General features: G+C 68.5%; 19 protein-coding genes. 11 read left to right on the top strand and 8 right to left on the bottom strand.

Annotation, left to right across the window (positions count from 1 at the left end):
* Positions 1 to 108 precede the first annotated feature (108 nt).
* Entirely contained in the window at positions 109 to 513 is a 405-nt protein-coding gene (locus ACP7A5_RS14475) for a TIGR01244 family sulfur transferase (RefSeq protein ID WP_426042570.1), read from the top strand.
* A gap of 27 nt (positions 514 to 540) precedes the next feature.
* Here ACP7A5_RS14475 and ACP7A5_RS14470 read toward each other — a convergent pair whose 3' ends face one another.
* Complete coding sequence (locus tag ACP7A5_RS14470; protein WP_303696988.1) at positions 541 to 690, bottom strand: hypothetical protein; 150 nt, start codon at positions 688 to 690, stop codon at positions 541 to 543.
* A gap of 69 nt (positions 691 to 759) precedes the next feature.
* On the opposite strand from ACP7A5_RS14470, the gene ACP7A5_RS14465 reads away from it, so the two are divergent.
* Complete coding sequence (locus ACP7A5_RS14465) at positions 760 to 1,662, top strand: MBL fold metallo-hydrolase (protein ID WP_426042569.1); 903 nt, start codon at positions 760 to 762, stop codon at positions 1,660 to 1,662.
* Here ACP7A5_RS14465 and ACP7A5_RS14460 read toward each other — a convergent pair.
* Entirely contained in the window at positions 1,647 to 2,318 is a 672-nt protein-coding gene (locus ACP7A5_RS14460) for a hypothetical protein (protein WP_426042568.1), read from the bottom strand. The genes ACP7A5_RS14465 and ACP7A5_RS14460 overlap by 16 nt on opposite strands.
* A gap of 3 nt (positions 2,319 to 2,321) precedes the next feature.
* Positions 2,322 to 3,968, bottom strand: coding sequence for a long-chain-fatty-acid--CoA ligase (locus ACP7A5_RS14455; protein ID WP_426042567.1), 1,647 nt, complete (start codon positions 3,966 to 3,968; stop codon positions 2,322 to 2,324).
* Positions 3,969 to 4,158: 190 nt separating this feature from the next.
* Here ACP7A5_RS14455 and ACP7A5_RS14450 point away from each other — a divergent pair, with 190 nt between their 5' ends.
* From ACP7A5_RS14450 to ACP7A5_RS14440, 3 genes are read left to right on the top strand one after another with little or no spacing between them, the layout of a single operon-like run.
* A complete protein-coding gene (locus tag ACP7A5_RS14450) occupies positions 4,159 to 4,752 on the top strand; it encodes a hypothetical protein (RefSeq protein ID WP_426042566.1) in 594 nt (197 codons plus the stop codon).
* Between the two features lie 27 nt (positions 4,753 to 4,779).
* Positions 4,780 to 5,433, top strand: coding sequence for a uridine kinase (udk, locus tag ACP7A5_RS14445; protein ID WP_426042565.1), 654 nt, complete (start codon positions 4,780 to 4,782; stop codon positions 5,431 to 5,433).
* Positions 5,434 to 5,458: 25 nt separating this feature from the next.
* Entirely contained in the window at positions 5,459 to 6,133 is a 675-nt protein-coding gene (locus ACP7A5_RS14440; protein WP_426042564.1) for a TetR/AcrR family transcriptional regulator, read from the top strand.
* Positions 6,134 to 6,136: 3 nt separating this feature from the next.
* Here the strand turns inward: ACP7A5_RS14440 and pdxH are convergent, their stop codons facing one another.
* Positions 6,137 to 6,811, bottom strand: a complete 675-nt coding sequence (gene pdxH, locus ACP7A5_RS14435; protein ID WP_426042563.1) for a pyridoxamine 5'-phosphate oxidase — start codon at positions 6,809 to 6,811, stop codon at positions 6,137 to 6,139.
* Positions 6,812 to 6,887: 76 nt separating this feature from the next.
* Here pdxH and ACP7A5_RS14430 point away from each other — a divergent pair, with 76 nt between their 5' ends.
* From ACP7A5_RS14430 to ACP7A5_RS14420, 3 genes are all read left to right on the top strand, one after another.
* Positions 6,888 to 7,607, top strand: coding sequence for a DnaJ C-terminal domain-containing protein (locus ACP7A5_RS14430; RefSeq protein ID WP_426042562.1), 720 nt, complete (start codon positions 6,888 to 6,890; stop codon positions 7,605 to 7,607).
* 12 nt (positions 7,608 to 7,619) lie between these two features.
* Positions 7,620 to 8,705, top strand: a complete 1,086-nt coding sequence (aroC, locus tag ACP7A5_RS14425) for a chorismate synthase (RefSeq protein WP_426042561.1) — start codon at positions 7,620 to 7,622, stop codon at positions 8,703 to 8,705.
* 195 nt (positions 8,706 to 8,900) lie between these two features.
* Positions 8,901 to 9,173, top strand: a complete 273-nt coding sequence (locus tag ACP7A5_RS14420; RefSeq protein WP_426039619.1) for a hypothetical protein — start codon at positions 8,901 to 8,903, stop codon at positions 9,171 to 9,173.
* On the opposite strand, the gene queE is transcribed toward ACP7A5_RS14420, so the two are convergent.
* Positions 9,174 to 9,809, bottom strand: a complete 636-nt coding sequence (gene queE, locus ACP7A5_RS14415) for a 7-carboxy-7-deazaguanine synthase (RefSeq protein WP_426042588.1) — start codon at positions 9,807 to 9,809, stop codon at positions 9,174 to 9,176.
* The gene (gene queC / locus ACP7A5_RS14410; RefSeq protein WP_426042560.1) at positions 9,806 to 10,540 is read right to left on the bottom strand and encodes a 7-cyano-7-deazaguanine synthase QueC; all 735 of its coding nucleotides are present in this window, start codon (positions 10,538 to 10,540) and stop codon (positions 9,806 to 9,808) included. The genes queE and queC overlap by 4 nt, the downstream gene beginning before the upstream one ends.
* A 198-nt stretch (positions 10,541 to 10,738) precedes the next feature.
* Between queC and ACP7A5_RS14405 the strand changes: the two genes are divergently transcribed.
* On the top strand, positions 10,739 to 12,364 hold the full coding sequence (locus tag ACP7A5_RS14405) for a response regulator (RefSeq protein ID WP_426042559.1): 1,626 nt from the start codon (positions 10,739 to 10,741) through the stop codon (positions 12,362 to 12,364).
* 1 nt (position 12,365) lies between these two features.
* Here ACP7A5_RS14405 and ACP7A5_RS14400 read toward each other — a convergent pair whose 3' ends face one another.
* Together ACP7A5_RS14400 and ACP7A5_RS14395 are read right to left on the bottom strand one after the other, a co-directional pair.
* Positions 12,366 to 13,034 (bottom strand): hypothetical protein, encoded by a 669-nt coding sequence (locus tag ACP7A5_RS14400; protein WP_426042558.1) that lies wholly within the window; start codon positions 13,032 to 13,034, stop codon positions 12,366 to 12,368.
* Positions 13,035 to 13,169: 135 nt separating this feature from the next.
* Complete coding sequence (locus ACP7A5_RS14395; RefSeq protein WP_426042557.1) at positions 13,170 to 14,195, bottom strand: ligase-associated DNA damage response exonuclease; 1,026 nt, start codon at positions 14,193 to 14,195, stop codon at positions 13,170 to 13,172.
* Positions 14,196 to 14,257: 62 nt separating this feature from the next.
* Between ACP7A5_RS14395 and ACP7A5_RS14390 the strand changes: the two genes are divergently transcribed.
* Positions 14,258 to 14,731 carry a PaaI family thioesterase gene (locus ACP7A5_RS14390; RefSeq protein WP_426042556.1) on the top strand — a complete coding sequence of 158 codons (474 nt, stop codon included), beginning with the start codon at positions 14,258 to 14,260 and terminating at the stop codon, positions 14,729 to 14,731.
* The gene (locus ACP7A5_RS14385) at positions 14,728 to 15,126 is read left to right on the top strand and encodes a PaaI family thioesterase (protein ID WP_426042555.1); all 399 of its coding nucleotides are present in this window, start codon (positions 14,728 to 14,730) and stop codon (positions 15,124 to 15,126) included. Before ACP7A5_RS14390 ends, ACP7A5_RS14385 begins: the two co-directional genes overlap by 4 nt.
* The last annotated feature ends 122 nt before the right edge of the window (positions 15,127 to 15,248 follow it).

Below are 15,248 nucleotides of genomic sequence, written 5' to 3'. Positions count from 1 at the left end.
ACCGCTATTACTCCTGTGTAATGTTTCAGCCCCATCAGTGTCGCATTCAGGACACGTTGACGCCGTCCCGACTTCACCTTCAGGTCACCGAACCGAAAGGCGCCCATCATGTTCTCACCCCGCCCTCTGGCCCCGGGCATCTGGGCCGCACCGCAGATCGCCTTTGAGGATTTGGCCGAGGTCCAGGCGATGGGGGTGCGGCTGATCGTCAACAACCGTCCGGACGGCGAGGAGGCGGGTCAGCCGTCCTCCGCCGAGATGGAAGGCGCGGTCCTGGCGGCGGGTCTCGACTATGTCCACGCGCCCGTGGCGGGCATGCCGGGACCGGACGCGGTCCGCGCCGTAGCCGCGGCGCTTGAGGCCGGCGAACCCGTGTTGATGTATTGCCGATCGGGCACGCGCTCGACGGTGACCTGGGCGCTGGCGATGCGGGCGCTGGATCGGGCCGGGCCGGACGCGTTGCGGGAGGCCGCCGCCAACGCCGGCTACGACCTCAGCCGGCTGCCGCTCTAGGGTCGGGCCCCTGAGCGCTGGCCCTCCTTAGCGCTGGATCGCCACCCGGGTCGCGTAGGGAATCGGTTCAGGATCGCCGCAGGACGCGAGTACAAGTTGCGCCGTCATGAGACACAGGATCGCCGCCGCGATGGGCTGGAGCCGATTTGAGACAGTGAAGACGATGCTGCGGGTCACTGGGGACGCTCCGGGAGGGGTTTACCTCTCGTTAAGGCAAGGTCCGCGCCGGTTTTCGGAGACAGCGTCGTGATCCCGTTCGTGCGCGCGTTCGACTTCGCCTACGGGCGGCGCGATCAGGTCTCGCCCCTGATCCAGCGCGTGATCTGCGACAACCCGGGACCTTTCACGTTTACCGGCACGGGAACCTACATCGTCGGGCCGCCGGAGGACGGCGCGTCGGTCGCTGTGATCGACCCGGGACCGATCGACGACTCGCACCGGGAGGCCTTGCTGGCCGCGGTCGAGGGCCGGACCGTCAGCCATGTGCTGGTGACCCACACCCACCGCGACCACTCTCCCCTCGCCCGGCCGTTCGCCGATCGGGTCGGGGCGCCGGTGCTGGCCATGCGCCCACCGGCCCGTCAGACCCATGCCTCAGGGACGCTCGACGAGGAAGAGGACGAGGTGTTCGCGCCCGACACGATCCTGTCAGGCGGCGAAAGGATCGCGGGCGACGGCTGGACGATGGCGGCCCTGGCGACGCCGGGGCACACCTCCAACCACATGGCCTTCGTGCTGGAGGAGGAGAACGCCCTGTTCTGCGGCGATCACGTCATGGGCTGGTCGACGACCGTGATCGCGCCGCCGGACGGCAACATGTCGGCCTATATGCGCAGCCTGGACGCGGTGATCGCGGCGGGGTTCTCGGCCCTGTGGCCGACGCATGGGGCGCCCGTCACCGACGTCGCGCCCTTCCTCGCCGCCTATAGAGCGCACCGGCTGGAGCGCGAGGCCCAGATCCTGACGCGGGTGCGCGCGGGAGACCGCACGATCGCTGAGATTGTCCCGGCTCTCTACGCCGCCGTGGACCAGCGGCTATGGCCGGCGGCGAGCCTGTCCGTGCTGGCCCACCTGATTAAACTGGTCGACGAAGGCCGGCTGACCGTCGACGAGGCCCCGGGGCTCGGTTTGACCTACGGCGCGGCCTGAAGCGCGGCGATCAGCTTAGAGGCGATCCGGCAGGTTGCGCCGCCGTCGGTGTGGGCATAGCGCGCCACGACCCGGACGTCGGTGCGATCCGGACGGATGCGGATGACCGCCTCGTGCCCCATGCCGAACCAGAAGCCGTCGCGAACCCCGCGTGAGCGGAACAGCTGGGATTCGGTGACCGAGAAGCCTGCGGTCTGAAGCGCAGCGGTGGCCTGTGCCGGGGCGACCTGGGTCATGACCGCCGTTGTTCCCGGACAGGCCTGGGGCGATCCGGTCACGCCCGCCACCGCCGGGGGCTCGGTCAGGTCGGTGGAGACGTCAAGCGGCCCCGCAAGCGCGATGGCTCGGGACTGGACGAAGAAGGCGGCCGAGACGACGGCGCAGACGATCACGATGGCGACGCTGATCAGACCCAGCCTGCGGAACTGCGGCAAGGACAGCCCCAGCGACAGGATGGTGAAGGCCAGCGCCGCCCATGACACGATCTGGGCGACCTGCATCGCCAGCAGGTCGAGACCGAACTCCAGCGAGACGATGCCATTGCGCGTCAGCAGAAGCGCGATGAACGTGATCAGCGGAGCCAGCACGGCCAGCCCCATGGCGACCCGCACCTTGACCATGCCGCCCTTCAATCGCGGTCGCGGGCCTCTGGCCATGGCTCAGACTCGCTCGGGTGCGACGGCGGTGGGCAGCCGATAGTCTTTCAGCTGCTCTCGCAGGGTCTTCTTGTCGATCTTGCCCGTCGCGCCCAGCGGGATGTCGTCCACGAAGACCACGTCGTCCGGCATCCACCATTTGGCGATCTTGCCGACCAGGAAGTCGAGATGCTCCTGCTTGTGCTGGGTCTCGCCGGGCTTCAGCTTGATGACCAGAACGGGCCGTTCGTCCCACTTGGGGTGGGCCGCGCCGATGACGGCGGCCAGTTCCACCTTGGGGTGACCCACGGCGATGTTCTCGATCTCGATCGAGGAGATCCACTCGCCGCCCGACTTGATCACGTCCTTGGCCCGGTCGGTGATCTGCATGAAGCCGTGCTCGTCGACGGTCGAAACGTCGCCGGTGTCGAAGAAGCCCTCGTGGTCGAGGATGTCGCCGCCCTCGTCCTTGAAATAGCCCTTGGCGATGGTCGGGCCCTTGATCATCAGGCGGCCGAAGGTTGTACCGTCGTGCGGCATCTCCTGACCGGCGTAGTTCTTCAGCTTCAACTCGACGCCCAGGGGCGGAATGCCCTGTTTGACGCGCCACTTCATGCTCTCATCGTAAGGCAGGGCCTCAAGCTCGGGCGTCAGGTTCGACAGGGTGCCGATGGGAGAGGTCTCGGTCATGCCCCAGCCCTGGACCACATCGACGTCGAACTCGTCGTGGAAGGCCCGGATCAGGCTCTCCGGCACGGCCGAGCCGCCGATCAGCACCTTCTTGACTGATGGGATCTTCAGATTGTTCTCGCGCAGGTGGGTCAACAGGCCTTGCCAGACGGTCGGCACGGCGGCCGAGAAGGTAACCTGTTCGCTCTCGATCAACTCATAGATGGCCGCGCCGTCCATCCGCGCGCCCGGCATGATCAGGCGCGCGCCCGAGGCAGGACCGGCGAAGGCAATGCCCCAGGCGTTGGCGTGGAACATCGGCACGACCGGCAGGATCACTTCCTTCGGCGTCGCGCCGAGGACCGTGGTCTGCATCCCCATCAGGGTGTGGATGAAGTTGGACCGGTGCGAATACAGGACGCCCTTGGGATTCCCCGTGGTGCCCGAGGTGTAGCAGAGACCGCAGGCTGTCAGTTCGTCGAACCCGCCCCAGACGCACTCATCGGACACGCCCGACAGCAGTTGCTCGTAGCACTCGGCCTTCGGCAGTTTGGTCGCCGGCATGTGCCATTCGTCGGTCATGACGACGACCCGCTCGACGCTCGGGCAGTGCGGCAGCACCGCTTCCAGCAGGGGCACGAAGGTCAGGTCGACGAAGATGATCCGGTCTTCGGCGTGGTTGATGATGTAGATCAGCTGTTCGGGGAACAGGCGCGGGTTCAGGGTGTGGCACACGGCGCCCATGCCCATGATGCCGTACCAGACCTCCATATGCTTGCCGGTGTTCCAGGCCAGGGTGGCGATCCGGTCGCCCGGCTTCACGCCCCAGTCCTTGAGCACGTTGGAGACCTTGCGGGCCCGGCTGTGGATCTCGGCATAGGTCGTGCGGACGATCGGCCCCTCGACCGAGCGTGTCACAACCTCGCGGTGGCCGTGCCAATTTTTGGCATGGTCCAGGATACGGTCGACCGTCAGCGGCCAGTCCTGCATCAAACCGAGCATCGCATTCCCTCTTTGCTCCGGCTGGATGCGGAGCTTGCCATCACGCTAGCCGAGGTGACCGCTGATAAGCAACGTGACGCTAGGTCACTCCGACCCCGGGGCTCCGAACGCCGTTCAGGGCTTTGCCGTTGCACCCGCCCGACTTTTGCCGTCTGTTCCCGCCCCTGAGACATCGTAAGGACGCCCGGACATGCGTATCGCCCCTCGCACCGCCCTCGCTCTCGCCGCCCTGGTGGCCGTCGCCGCGTGCGACCGGTCCCAGCCCCCGGCCGCCGCGACCCCGACCCCGGCCGACCCTGTGCGGGCGGAAGGCCCGGCGCTTCCGGCCCAGTCGATCGGCGGACTGGCCATCGAGGGCGAAGGCCTGCGCATCTTCGACGCCGCGGGCGGCGCGCGCGCCCTGCCCTTCGAGACGCCCCAGGCCACGGTGATCGCCGCTGTCGCCGCATCGGTCGGCGGTGCGGCGCCGGAGGTCACCACCAACAGCGAATGCGGCGCCGGCCCGGTCCAGTTCGCCCAGTTCGGCAACGGCCTGCAGCTGGCCTTCCAGGACAGCAAGTTCGCCGGCTGGACCCTGGACCAGGAGGGTCTCAGCACGGTCGACGGCGTCGAGGTCGGCATGAGCCGCGCGGCCCTCAGCGCCAACCGCACCGTGGAGATGCAAGAGGATTCGACGCTCGGAGCCGAGTTCTCGGCGGGAGACATCAGCGGCTTCTTCGCCTCGACCGCCGCGGACAGCCCGGTCATCAGCCTGTACGCCGGACTGACCTGCTTCTTCCGCTAGGTCTCGCGGGTCTCTAGAAGGCCCGCCATGACCATTCTGATCGCGATCACCGGCGGCTCCGGCTCGGGCAAGTCCACTCTGGCCGAGGCGCTGCTTACGTCGCTGCCGCCGGGCGTCGCCGCACTTATGCGCGAGGACTCCTACTATCGCGACGCCGCCTCCCTGCCCGGCTTCGACGCCGCGACCTTCGACTTCGACGACGTCGCTGCGCGCGATCACGACCTGCTGATCGACGACCTCGCCCGGCTGAAGGCGGGCAAGCCGGTCACGGCCCCGGTCTATTCCTTCATCCACCACGGCCGCGAGCCCGACGGCGAGGCGATCCCGGCCGCGCCCGTCGTGATCGTGGAAGGGACGCATGTTCTCTGCACCCCGGCGCTGGCGGACCTGTTCGACATCCGGGTCTTCGTCGACACGCCCGCCGACATCCGTTTCATCCGTCGCCTGCTGCGCGACCAGGCCGAACGCGGGCGCACGGCGCAGTCGGTGATCGACCAGTACCTGAAGACAGTGCGACCCGGGCACGAGCGGCTGACCGAGCCCTCGCGGACCCGCGCGCACTTCATCATCGCCGACGCGACGGCGGCCGTTCGCCTGGACGATCCGCAGGCCGTAATCCGGCTGGCGGCGCCGGTTCTGGCCCATCCGCTGCTGGCGCGTCTGAAACCTGTCGAAACCTGACGATTTCTGACATGACATCGCCAGCTTGAGCATATCGGCTATCGATTACGGCCTGATGCAAGCGAACGCCACTACGCCACGAGGCGGAGCTCACTCCGCGACCCCGGCCACCGATCCCCGCCGCGACAACATCGTACGCGAGGCCAGACGCCATTTCATGTCGGAGGGCTATGCGGCGACGCGGATCGAGCCGATCGCCCGTGCGACCTCCGTCTCGACCGCGACCCTCTATGGCTACTTCCCGTCCAAGGCCGATCTGTTCGCGGCGGTGATCGCCAATGCGTCAGGAGACTTCTCTGAACAGATGAAGAGCGTTCGCTGGGAGGAGGGCGACGCGCGCACCCGGCTGACCCGGTTCGCCCTCGCCTATGCCGGCTTCATGGGCGATCCGTTCGTGCGGTCGGTGTTCCGGCTGGTGATGGCCGAGCGCCCGCGCTTCCGCGACGTGGCCATGGGCTTCTTCGAGCGCGGCCGTCACGACTTCGGGCTGCCGCTGATGGAGGCGCTGACCGCCCTGGCCGCGAGCGGAGACCTGCGCTTCGAAAAGGCCTCCTGGGCCGCCGGTCAGCTCATGGGGATGATCGAACACCCGGTCTTCTTCATGCCCCTGGTCACAGGCGACGAAGTCCAGGCGGCGCGCACGCCGGAATCGATCGCCGAGGACGCGGTCGAAACCTTCCTCGCCCGCTACGGCGTCTAGACGTCAGGGCTGCAGTCGCGTCCGCGCCCAGCCGTCGCCGTCACGCGTGAACAGCAGCCGGTCATGCAGGCGGAACGGCCTGTCGCGCCAGAACTCCGCCGTCTCCGGGAGCACCCGCCAGCCGGTCCAGCGTTCGGGGCGAGGCACGTCCTGACCCTCGAACCGCTCCGTCTCGCGCGCCACCGCCGCCTCTAGGTCGGCGCGACTCGCCAGCGGCCGGGACTGATCCGAGGCCCAGGCCCCGATGCGGCTCTCCCGCGCCCGACTGGCAAAATAGGCGTCAGCCTCTTCGGTGCTGACCGGCTCCACCCTCCCTCGCACCCGCACCTGACGGCGCAGCGACTTCCAATGGAACAACAGGGCCGCGCGTGGCTTGGCGTCCAACTCGACACCCTTGGCGCTTTGCCGGTTCGAATAGAAGGTGAAGCCGCGCCCATCGACGTCCTTCAGCAATACCATCCGGCTGTCCGGCGCGCCGTCGGCATCGACCGTCGACAGGGCCATGGCGTTGGCGTCATTCGGCTCATGCCCCCTGGCGGCGGTCAGCCATTCTATGAACAGGCCGATCGGCTCCTCGCGCTCGAAGATCGTCTCGTCCCCGTTGGCGGCCAGGGCGGCGGCATAGTCGCGGGCGTACTCTTCGCGTGTCGGGCTGGGCGGTATGGCGTGGTTGTTCATGCCGCGCCTATAGCAAGGCCCGGGCCGGCCTGCACGGTTAACCCGGCATTGACCATGGCGACGGCCTATAGAGCGGATGATCGCGCCCGCCCCCAGTCTGAACGAAGCCTTCGCCGTCCTGGGCCTGCACGGTCCGGCCGAGCAGGCCGCCGTGACGCGCGCCTTCCGCCTCGCGGTCAAGAGCGCCCGACCCGAACAGCCCGGCGGCGACGCCGACCGCTTCCGCAGGGTCATCGCCGCCTATCGCCTGATCCAGTCCGTGGGCCCCGCCCGCCCCGCCCTAGCTGCGCCCGTCCAGCGCCCAGTCGCGCTTCCGGTCGTGGGCCTGACCCCGCTGCAGGCCCTCGCAGGCGCCCGGACGATGCTGCGCCTCGGCGACAGACAGCTGCGCGTTCATGCCCCCGCCGGAATGCGGACCGGCGAATATCTGCGCCTGAGGGCTGCGGCGACGGACGGGTCCGACCTCTATCTGCCGGTGCTGATCCGCGCAGCCGACGGTCTCGCCGCCATGGGCGACGACCTCTACATGAGCTGGCCCGTGCCCGAGCGGCTGCTGGCCGACGGCGGCCGTGTCGAGATCGAGACCCATGCCGGGCTTCGCGGCGCCTGGGTCGCGCCCGGCCTGACCGATCCGGTCCGTCTGCGGCTGCGCGGTCTCGGCCTGCCGGCGCGCGGCGCTCGGCCGGAGGGGCATCTGTTCGTGTCGCTCAAGCCGTCCGGGGACGCCCCCTCGGCCGCCGAGGACCTGTTGGCCCGCTTCACCCGCGTCTGGACGCCGGACCGCCTGGCGGCCTAAGCGGGAGCCGCGATGTCTCACAACACCTTCGGCCACCTCTTCCGCGTGACGACCTGGGGCGAGAGCCACGGGCCGGCGATCGGCTGCGTCGTGGACGGATGTCCGCCGTTGATTTCGCTCACAGAGACGGACCTCCAACCCTGGCTGGACCGGCGCAAGCCGGGCGGCAGCCGCTTCGTTACCCAACGCCAGGAAACCGACGTCGCCCGCATCCTGTCCGGCGTCTTCGATGACGGCGCGGGTCAGGTGACCACCGGCGCGCCCATCGCCATCCACATCGACAACGTCGACGCCCGCTCCAGGGACTACGGCGAGATCGCCCGCGCCTATCGCCCCGGCCATGCCGACCTGACCTACCAGACCAAATACGGCGTCCGCGACCATCGCGGTGGCGGTCGTTCCTCAGCGCGCGAAACCGCCAGCCGCGTCGCCGCCGGGGCCGTGGCGCGTCGGGTGCTGGGCGACGGCATCATTGTCCGCGCCGGGGTCGTTCAGTTGGGCCCGCACAGGATCGCGCCCGAGGCGGTCGACTTCTCGGCCGTTTACGACAATCCCCTGTTCGCCGCCTCGACCGAGATCGTGCCGGAGTGGGAAGCCTACCTCGACGGGGTGCGCAAGGCGGGCTCCTCCATCGGCGCCGTCGTGGCGCTCGATGTCACGGGCGTTCCCGCCGGTTGGGGCGCGCCCCTCTATGGCAAGCTCGACGCCGAACTGGCCGCCGCCATGATGTCGATCAATGCGGTCAAGGGTGTCGAGATCGGCGCGGGCTTCGGTTCAGCCGAGCTGTCGGGCGAGGACAACGCCGACCAGATGCGACTGGGCGAGAACGGCCAGATCGTATTCGGTTCGAACAACGCGGGCGGCGTGCTGGGCGGCATCTCGACGGGACAGCCCCTGACCGCCCGCGTGGCCTTCAAGCCGACCTCCTCCATCCTCACGCCGCGCCAGACGGTGACCCGTGACGGGCTTGAGACCGATGTCCGCACCAAAGGCCGCCACGACCCCTGCGTCGCCCTGCGCGGCGTTCCGGTGGTCGAGGCCATGGCCGCCTGCGTTCTGGCCGACGCCATGCTCAGGCACCGCGCCCAGGTCGGCTGAATCTCCCTCCAGCTAAAGATAGATCGCGGGCAGGAACCGTTCGCCCATGACGACGAGCGTGATGCCGACCTTGATCGCCAGCACCAGGGTGATCACCGCCGCGATCTACAAGCTCGACCATCTGTTTCCGATAGCGATGACGCCCCATACAAATGGGTCATCTTCCGTTCACCCTGTTCGGGCTAGATGCGCGCCATGATCCAGATGCTGTCCCGCACTGCCGCCCTCGCCGCCGTCCTGGCGGGTTCGCTGATGCTGCAGGGCTGTCTGGTCGGCGCCGTGGTCGGCACGGCCGGCGCCATCGTCGGCGGAACGGCCCGGGCCACGGGCGCGGTCGTCGGCGCGGGCGTCGACGCTGTCACCACCTCGGACGAGGAAACCCGCGCCCGCCGCGAGCGCGAACAGCGCGACTACGAGCGTGAGCAGCGCCGCTGCGAACAGCGCCGCGCCAACGGCCAGCGCTGCTAATCAGCGCACCCCGATGTATTTGTGCGTCTGGACACTGAGCCGCCATTTCGGGTGGCGCAGGCAATAGTCCATGGCCGCCGCCGTATTGGCCGCCTGATCCGGTCCGTCCATGGGCTGAAGCCAGAAGCGTTCGAAATCCAGCTCGTCAAACTGCCCAGGCATGGCGAGCGCCTGCGGATAGACCAGTTTCAGCTCCTGGCCCGAGGTCTGGACCACGGGCGCTGCGGCTTTGGGACTGACGCAGATCCAGTCGATGCCGTCGGGCGCAGGCAGGGTGCCGTTGGTCTCCACCGCGATATCGAAGCCGCCCGCGTGCAGGGCGGCGATCAGGGGCGAGTCCAGTTGCAGCAGCGGCTCCCCGCCCGTGCAGACGACCAGTTTCGGATCACCCTCGCGGCCGATCCACATCGACGCGACATGATCCGCCAGCGCCAGCGCCGTTCTGAACTTGCCGCCCCCGTCGCCGTCCGTGCCGACGAACTCGGTGTCGCAGAAGGTGCAGACGGCTGTGGCACGGTCCTGCTCGCGTCCACTCCACAGATTGCAGCCCGCGAAGCGCAGGAAGACCGCCGGACGTCCCGCCTGACCGCCCTCCCCCTGCACCGTCAGGAAGGTCTCCTTGACCGAATAGGTCATCGCGAGGCCAGCCACTCGCGCCAGCCGGCGGCGCGCAGCGCGCAGGCCGGGCAGTCGGCGCAGCCGTAGCCCCAGTCGTGCCGGTGGGTGCGGTCGCCGCGATAGCAGGTGTGGGACTCATCCACGATCAGATCGATCAGGGCGTCGCCGCCGATGCCGTGCGCCAGTTCCCAGGTTTGGGCCTTGGTCAGGTCCATCAGCGGCGTCTCGATCGGCGACGGCTTGTCGAGGCCCAGGGTCAGCGCCCGCTCCATGGCGTTGATCGTCTCGCGTCGACAGTCGGGATAGCCTGAGAAGTCCGTCTCGCACATGCCGCCCACCAGAACCGCCAGCCCGCGCCGGTCCGCCAGCGCAGCGGCGCAGGTCAGGAACACCAGATTGCGCCCCGGCACGAAGGTGTTTGGCAGGCCCCGCGCGCCGATCTCGATGGCGCGATCCGTGGTCATCGCGGTCTCACCGATGGCCCCGAAGCCGGTCAGGTCGATCACATGGTCCGGCCCCAGCCGGTCCGCGAACCTGGGCAGGACATCCATCATGCCCTCGCGCACCTTCAGCCGCGCAGCCATCTCGACCGCGTGCCGCTGGCCATAGTCGAAGCCGACCGTCTCAACCCGCTCGTAGCGTTCCAGCGCCCAGGCCAGGCAGGTGGCGCTGTCCTGCCCGCCCGAGAACAGGACCAGGGCGTCGTGGGCGGTGTCGGCGGCCGGGGACGGCATTTGAGTATCGGTCATGACGGGCCTGCGGTCGGCCTTTCGGCCGCGCGCATCGGATTCAGTACAAGGATGAATAGGGTTTCAGGTCTCTACACCAGACCAGTCGTCACCGCAAAAGAGACCACCCAGGTGGCGAAAGCAGACTTTTTTGCGACTTAACGCTTTTGCAAACGGTTATCCCGCATTGTCCACCGGTATCAGGGAGTTTCGGCCAGTATGCCGACGATCGAAGTTCTGACGGAACGCGCCGAGCCCGTGCTGCCGACGACCTCGGCGGCCGAGGTCTTCGCACGCTTCCAGCGCGAGCCGGACACGCTCGTCATCCCGGTCGTCGAGAACGACCGCCCGGTCGGTCTGATCGAACGCAACGCCTTCCTGCTCAAGATCGCCGGTCCCTATGGCCACGCCCTCTACGCAAATCGCCCCGTCTCCCATGTGATGGATCCGGAGCCGGCCGTCGTCGACGCCGGTGTCCGCATCGACGCCTTCTGCGACATCCTGATCAAGAGCGGCCCCGGCTCGCTGATGCGCGGGTTTATCGTCACACGCGGCGGACGCTATCGGGGTATCGGCACCGCCGTCTCCCTGCTCCAGGCCGTCAACGAACAGCAGCGCAGCCAGAACGCCGAGCTGGCCGAACAGGCCCGCGCCCTGAGCGACAGCCGTACCCAGGCTCTCGCCTCGGCCCGCGCCAAGAGCCAGTTCCTGGCCATCATGAGCCACGAGCTGCGCACGCCCATGAACGGCGTCCTCGCGGTCGCCGAACTGTTGCGTCGCCAGCCGCTCAATATGGCGGCCCAGGCCCACGTCCAGACGATCGTCGATTCCTCCGAGACCCTTCTGCGCATCCTTCAGGACGCGCTGGACCTCTCGCGCGCCGAGGCCGGCGAGCTGGAGATAAACCCTGTTTCGACCCCACTGCGCGCCCTCGTGGACGACATCGAACAGATGTGGGCTCCGCGCGCGTCCCAGGATGCCGTCCGCCTTATGGTCGGCTATGAGGGCGACACAGAACTGTGTGCCGACATCGACGGCGTGCGCCTGAAACAGGTGTTCAACAACCTCATCGGCAACGCCCTGAAGTTCGCCCGCAACGGGGTGGTCGAGGCCAGCCTCAAGGCCTGGTCCGAGAACGGCCAGGTCCGCATGGAGGCCCGCGTCCGCGACGACGGCCCCGGCGTGGACGCCGACCGTGTCGACGCCATCTTCGAACCCTTCGTGCACGGCTCCGGCCCCGACGGCGCAGGCCTGGGCCTGTCGATCTGCCGCCAGATCGTCGACCGCATGGACGGCCGCATCTGGGCCGAGAACAACGCCGGTCGCGGCGCCACCTTCGCCTTCGACATCTGCGCGCCACTGTCGGCCCCGGTGGAGAATGAAGCCACCAACGTCTCGGCTCTCGCGGACCTGGAACTGCAGTCCAATCCGCACATCCTGATCGTCGACGACAACGCCACCAACCGCGTGGTTGCCCAGGCCCTGTGCGAGATGTTCGGCTGCTCGTCCGAAACCGCCGAGGACGGCGTCGAGGCGCTCGAGGCCGTCCAGGCCCGACCGTTCGACCTGATCCTGATGGACATCAAGATGCCGCGCATGGACGGCGTCCAGGCGACCCGGGCCATCCGCGCCCTGACTGGCCCGGAGCGCGACATCCCGATCGTCGCCCTGACCGCCAACGCCGACCCGGACGACGCCAGACACTATCTCTCGATCGGCATGGCCGCCGTAGTCGAGAAGCCGATCAAGCCGGAACGCCTGCGGATGGCCATGAACGCCGCCCTGTCGGAACCCGCAGAGGTCGAGGTCGCCGCGCCTGAGAGGCGCAAGGGTCGCGCGGCCTAGATCACCGCCCCACCGCACGCTCGTCGAGCGCGCTGAGGATGGTGATTTTTTGCCAGATCTTGCGGCCCAGGTCGGTGCATAGGCCCTCGACGTCGTTGACCGCCGCGACGACTTGCGGGTCCTGCGTCCGCGCGGCGTAAAGCGCCGCCAGCTTGCCGATCAGGGCGGCCAGCATCTCGGCGCAATAGTCGAGGTACCGGGTCAGCTGGAACTCGTCCATCGACCGGGTCGGCGAGGCCGCCGTGGTTGTCCCTGCCGACAGGATGATGGTCGGATCCTTGGTCAGTTGGTGCATGTCGATGACATGAGCCAGCGAGCGCAACCCGTGCAGCGCTTGAAGCGTCCGCTTGCGCTTGGCCCGCGCCTCGGAGTTGATCAGGAACCACAGGGCCAGCGACCCCAGGATGGCTAGGTTGACCAGAGCCTCCAGGCCCGCCGCCAGACCCAGCGGATCGAAGGCCACACGCTGCAGTCCCCGCGGCGCCACTCCCGCCAGCCAGTCCAGCCCCGGTCCGCCGCCCAGCCACCACAACTCCAGCGCCGTCGCGGCGATCGCCAGAATCACAAGGCCGGTGAAGATCCGCGTCACATGGAAGGGACGGGCGATGGCCTCGGCCTGATCCGCCGTCCGCCGTCCGCCGCGCCTCGACCACCAGCCCGGCGGCCACACCCTCCAGGCCCGAGCCCGGAAAACGCGCGCCGATGCGCGCCTTCAACCGCTCCAGCGTCTGCACGACCTGTTCGGAGTCCAGCCTGGCCATGCGGTGACCCTATCGCGACCTCGCGACGCTGAGAACCCAATCCGTCAGTTGGTCGGCGCCGCCTCCTCGTCTTCCTCGTCATAGCCCACCAGCCGCAGCGCCCGCGCCTTCATCCCGTTGATCTCGGCCCAGCGCAGCAGGCCTTCCTCGCGGCCGTGGGTGATCCAGAGTTCCTCGGGTTTCACCTCCTCGAAGGTCTGGATCAGTTCGGGCCAGTCGGCGTGGTCACTGATGACCAGCGGCAGTTCCACGCCCCGCTGCCGCGCCCGCGCCTTGACCAGCATCCAGCCCGAGGCGAAGGCCGTCACCGGATCGGCGAACCGGCGCGACCAGCGATCCTGGATGGCCGACGGCGGGGCGATGGCCACCTCCCCGCCCAGCGCCCCCGCCTTGAGCCCGGTCGCCGGCAGGATCGGCCCCAGGTCGACGCCTTCGCGTTCGTACAGCCGGTTCAGCCGCTCCAGCGCGCCGTGGACATAGATGGGCCGCTCCCACCCCGCCTCACGCAGTAGTCTGATGACCCGCTGCGCCTTGCCCAGCGCGTAGGCCCCGACCAGATGCGCCCGGTCCGGAAACTGGCCCAGCGACTGCACCAGCCGCCCGACCTCCTCGGCATCGGGCGGATGGGTGAAGACCGGCAGGCCGAAGGTCGCCTCGGAGATGAAGACATGGCACGGGACCGGCTCGAACGGCGCGCAGGTCGGATCGCGACGGCGCTTGTAGTCGCCCGACACCACCATGGTCAGACCCTGATACGTCACCACCGCCTGGGCCGAGCCCAGCACATGGCCCGCCGGGACCAGCTTCAACTCGACGCCGCTGTGCGAGGCCGTCTCGCCATAGGCCACGGCCTGACGTCGACCGGTGAAATCCTCGCCGTAGCGTTCCGCCATGATGGCGAGGGTCTGGTCCGTCGCCAGCACCGCGCCGTGCCCCGACCGTGCGTGGTCGGAGTGGCCATGAGTCACCACCGCCCTGTCCACCGGACGGACCGGATCGATGTAGAAATCCCCCGGCGGGCAATACAGGCCGGCCAGTGTGGGCCTCAACAGGTCTTCGGGACGGATCATGCTCGGGATATGGGGCTGCGTCGGGACTTGCGAATAGGCGCCCGCCCGATAAGGACGATCTCATGAGCGATACGTTCCTGACCACCCTGATGCCGCAGCTGGCCTCGGGCGCCGCCCACACCCACGCCCTGGGCTTCGTCTACGAGGGCGTGAACGGAGACCGGGTGCGGCTGCGGACGCCGTGGCGGCCCGATCTTGTCGGGGATCCGCAGACCGATGTGTTCGCCGGCGGCCTGGTCACCGCCATGCTCGACCACGTCGGCGGCCTCGCCGTCTGGACCAAACTGGGGCGCTACGAGCCCATTGCGACCCTGGACTTGCGCATCGACTACATGCGGCCCGCCCGGCCCCGCGTCGACCTGCTGTCCGAGGCGCGCTGCTATCGCGCCACCCGCACCATCGGCTTCGTCCGGGCCTGGGCGTTCGAGGATGATCCCGCCGACCCGGTGGCGGCGGCCCAGGCCACCTATGTCATCTCCTCCGACGGGGGACGCGGCGCCGGCGCCAATCTCAAGCCCCGGGAGGAGCGCGCATGACCCTGCTGCTCGACACCATCCCCTACGCCCGGTTCCTGGGCCTGCGCAGCGCGCAGGACGGCGACGTCCTGACCGTGACCATGCCGTTCGCGGATCATCTGGTCGGCAATCCGATGCTTCCCGCCCTGCACGGGGGGTCTACAGCGGCCCTGCTGGAACTGACCGCAGTGGCCCAGGTCGCCCTGGTCTGGCCGCGACTGCGCCTGCCCCGGCCGATCACGGTGACGACCGCCTATCTCCGGTCGGGAAAACCCAGGGATGTCCATGCCCGCGCCCGCATCTCCCGCGCCGGCCGCCGCGTGGCCCATGTTCTGGCCGAGGCCTGGCAGGAAGACCCGGCCCAGCCGATCGCCAGCCTGACAGCGCACTTCTCGGTGGACGAACACGACTCATAATTGAGAAGCCCTGCCGATCCGACGCGCACAGGTCCCGGCATGATCTTCGGCTTGAGGCGCCTGATCGCAACCACCCTCACAGATGGTTAAGGAACTCCTACCAATCTCGCCCCAAGCGTGTT

This window comes from Brevundimonas sp. TWP2-3-4b1 (genome assembly GCF_049897665.1).
In the GTDB taxonomy this organism is placed as follows: Bacteria; Pseudomonadota; Alphaproteobacteria; order Caulobacterales; family Caulobacteraceae; genus Brevundimonas; species Brevundimonas subvibrioides_B.
Note: the sequence above shows the minus strand (reverse complement) of the source record. Positions and strands in the feature narration are given on the sequence as shown.

Coding starts and splice junctions, on each gene's coding strand:
- ACP7A5_RS14475 (WP_426042570.1), top strand. CDS start 109: ATGTTCTCACCCCGCCCTCTGGCCCCGGGCATCTGGGCCGCACCGCAG.
- ACP7A5_RS14460 (WP_426042568.1), bottom strand. CDS start 2,318: ATGGCCAGAGGCCCGCGACCGCGATTGAAGGGCGGCATGGTCAAGGTG.
- ACP7A5_RS14455 (WP_426042567.1), bottom strand. CDS start 3,968: ATGCTCGGTTTGATGCAGGACTGGCCGCTGACGGTCGACCGTATCCTG.
- ACP7A5_RS14450 (WP_426042566.1), top strand. CDS start 4,159: ATGCGTATCGCCCCTCGCACCGCCCTCGCTCTCGCCGCCCTGGTGGCC.
- udk (WP_426042565.1), top strand. CDS start 4,780: ATGACCATTCTGATCGCGATCACCGGCGGCTCCGGCTCGGGCAAGTCC.
- pdxH (WP_426042563.1), bottom strand. CDS start 6,811: ATGAACAACCACGCCATACCGCCCAGCCCGACACGCGAAGAGTACGCC.
- ACP7A5_RS14430 (WP_426042562.1), top strand. CDS start 6,888: ATGATCGCGCCCGCCCCCAGTCTGAACGAAGCCTTCGCCGTCCTGGGC.
- aroC (WP_426042561.1), top strand. CDS start 7,620: ATGTCTCACAACACCTTCGGCCACCTCTTCCGCGTGACGACCTGGGGC.
- ACP7A5_RS14420 (WP_426039619.1), top strand. CDS start 8,901: ATGATCCAGATGCTGTCCCGCACTGCCGCCCTCGCCGCCGTCCTGGCG.
- queE (WP_426042588.1), bottom strand. CDS start 9,809: ATGACCTATTCGGTCAAGGAGACCTTCCTGACGGTGCAGGGGGAGGGC.
- queC (WP_426042560.1), bottom strand. CDS start 10,540: ATGACCGATACTCAAATGCCGTCCCCGGCCGCCGACACCGCCCACGAC.
- ACP7A5_RS14405 (WP_426042559.1), top strand. CDS start 10,739: ATGCCGACGATCGAAGTTCTGACGGAACGCGCCGAGCCCGTGCTGCCG.
- ACP7A5_RS14395 (WP_426042557.1), bottom strand. CDS start 14,195: ATGATCCGTCCCGAAGACCTGTTGAGGCCCACACTGGCCGGCCTGTAT.
- ACP7A5_RS14390 (WP_426042556.1), top strand. CDS start 14,258: ATGAGCGATACGTTCCTGACCACCCTGATGCCGCAGCTGGCCTCGGGC.
- ACP7A5_RS14385 (WP_426042555.1), top strand. CDS start 14,728: ATGACCCTGCTGCTCGACACCATCCCCTACGCCCGGTTCCTGGGCCTG.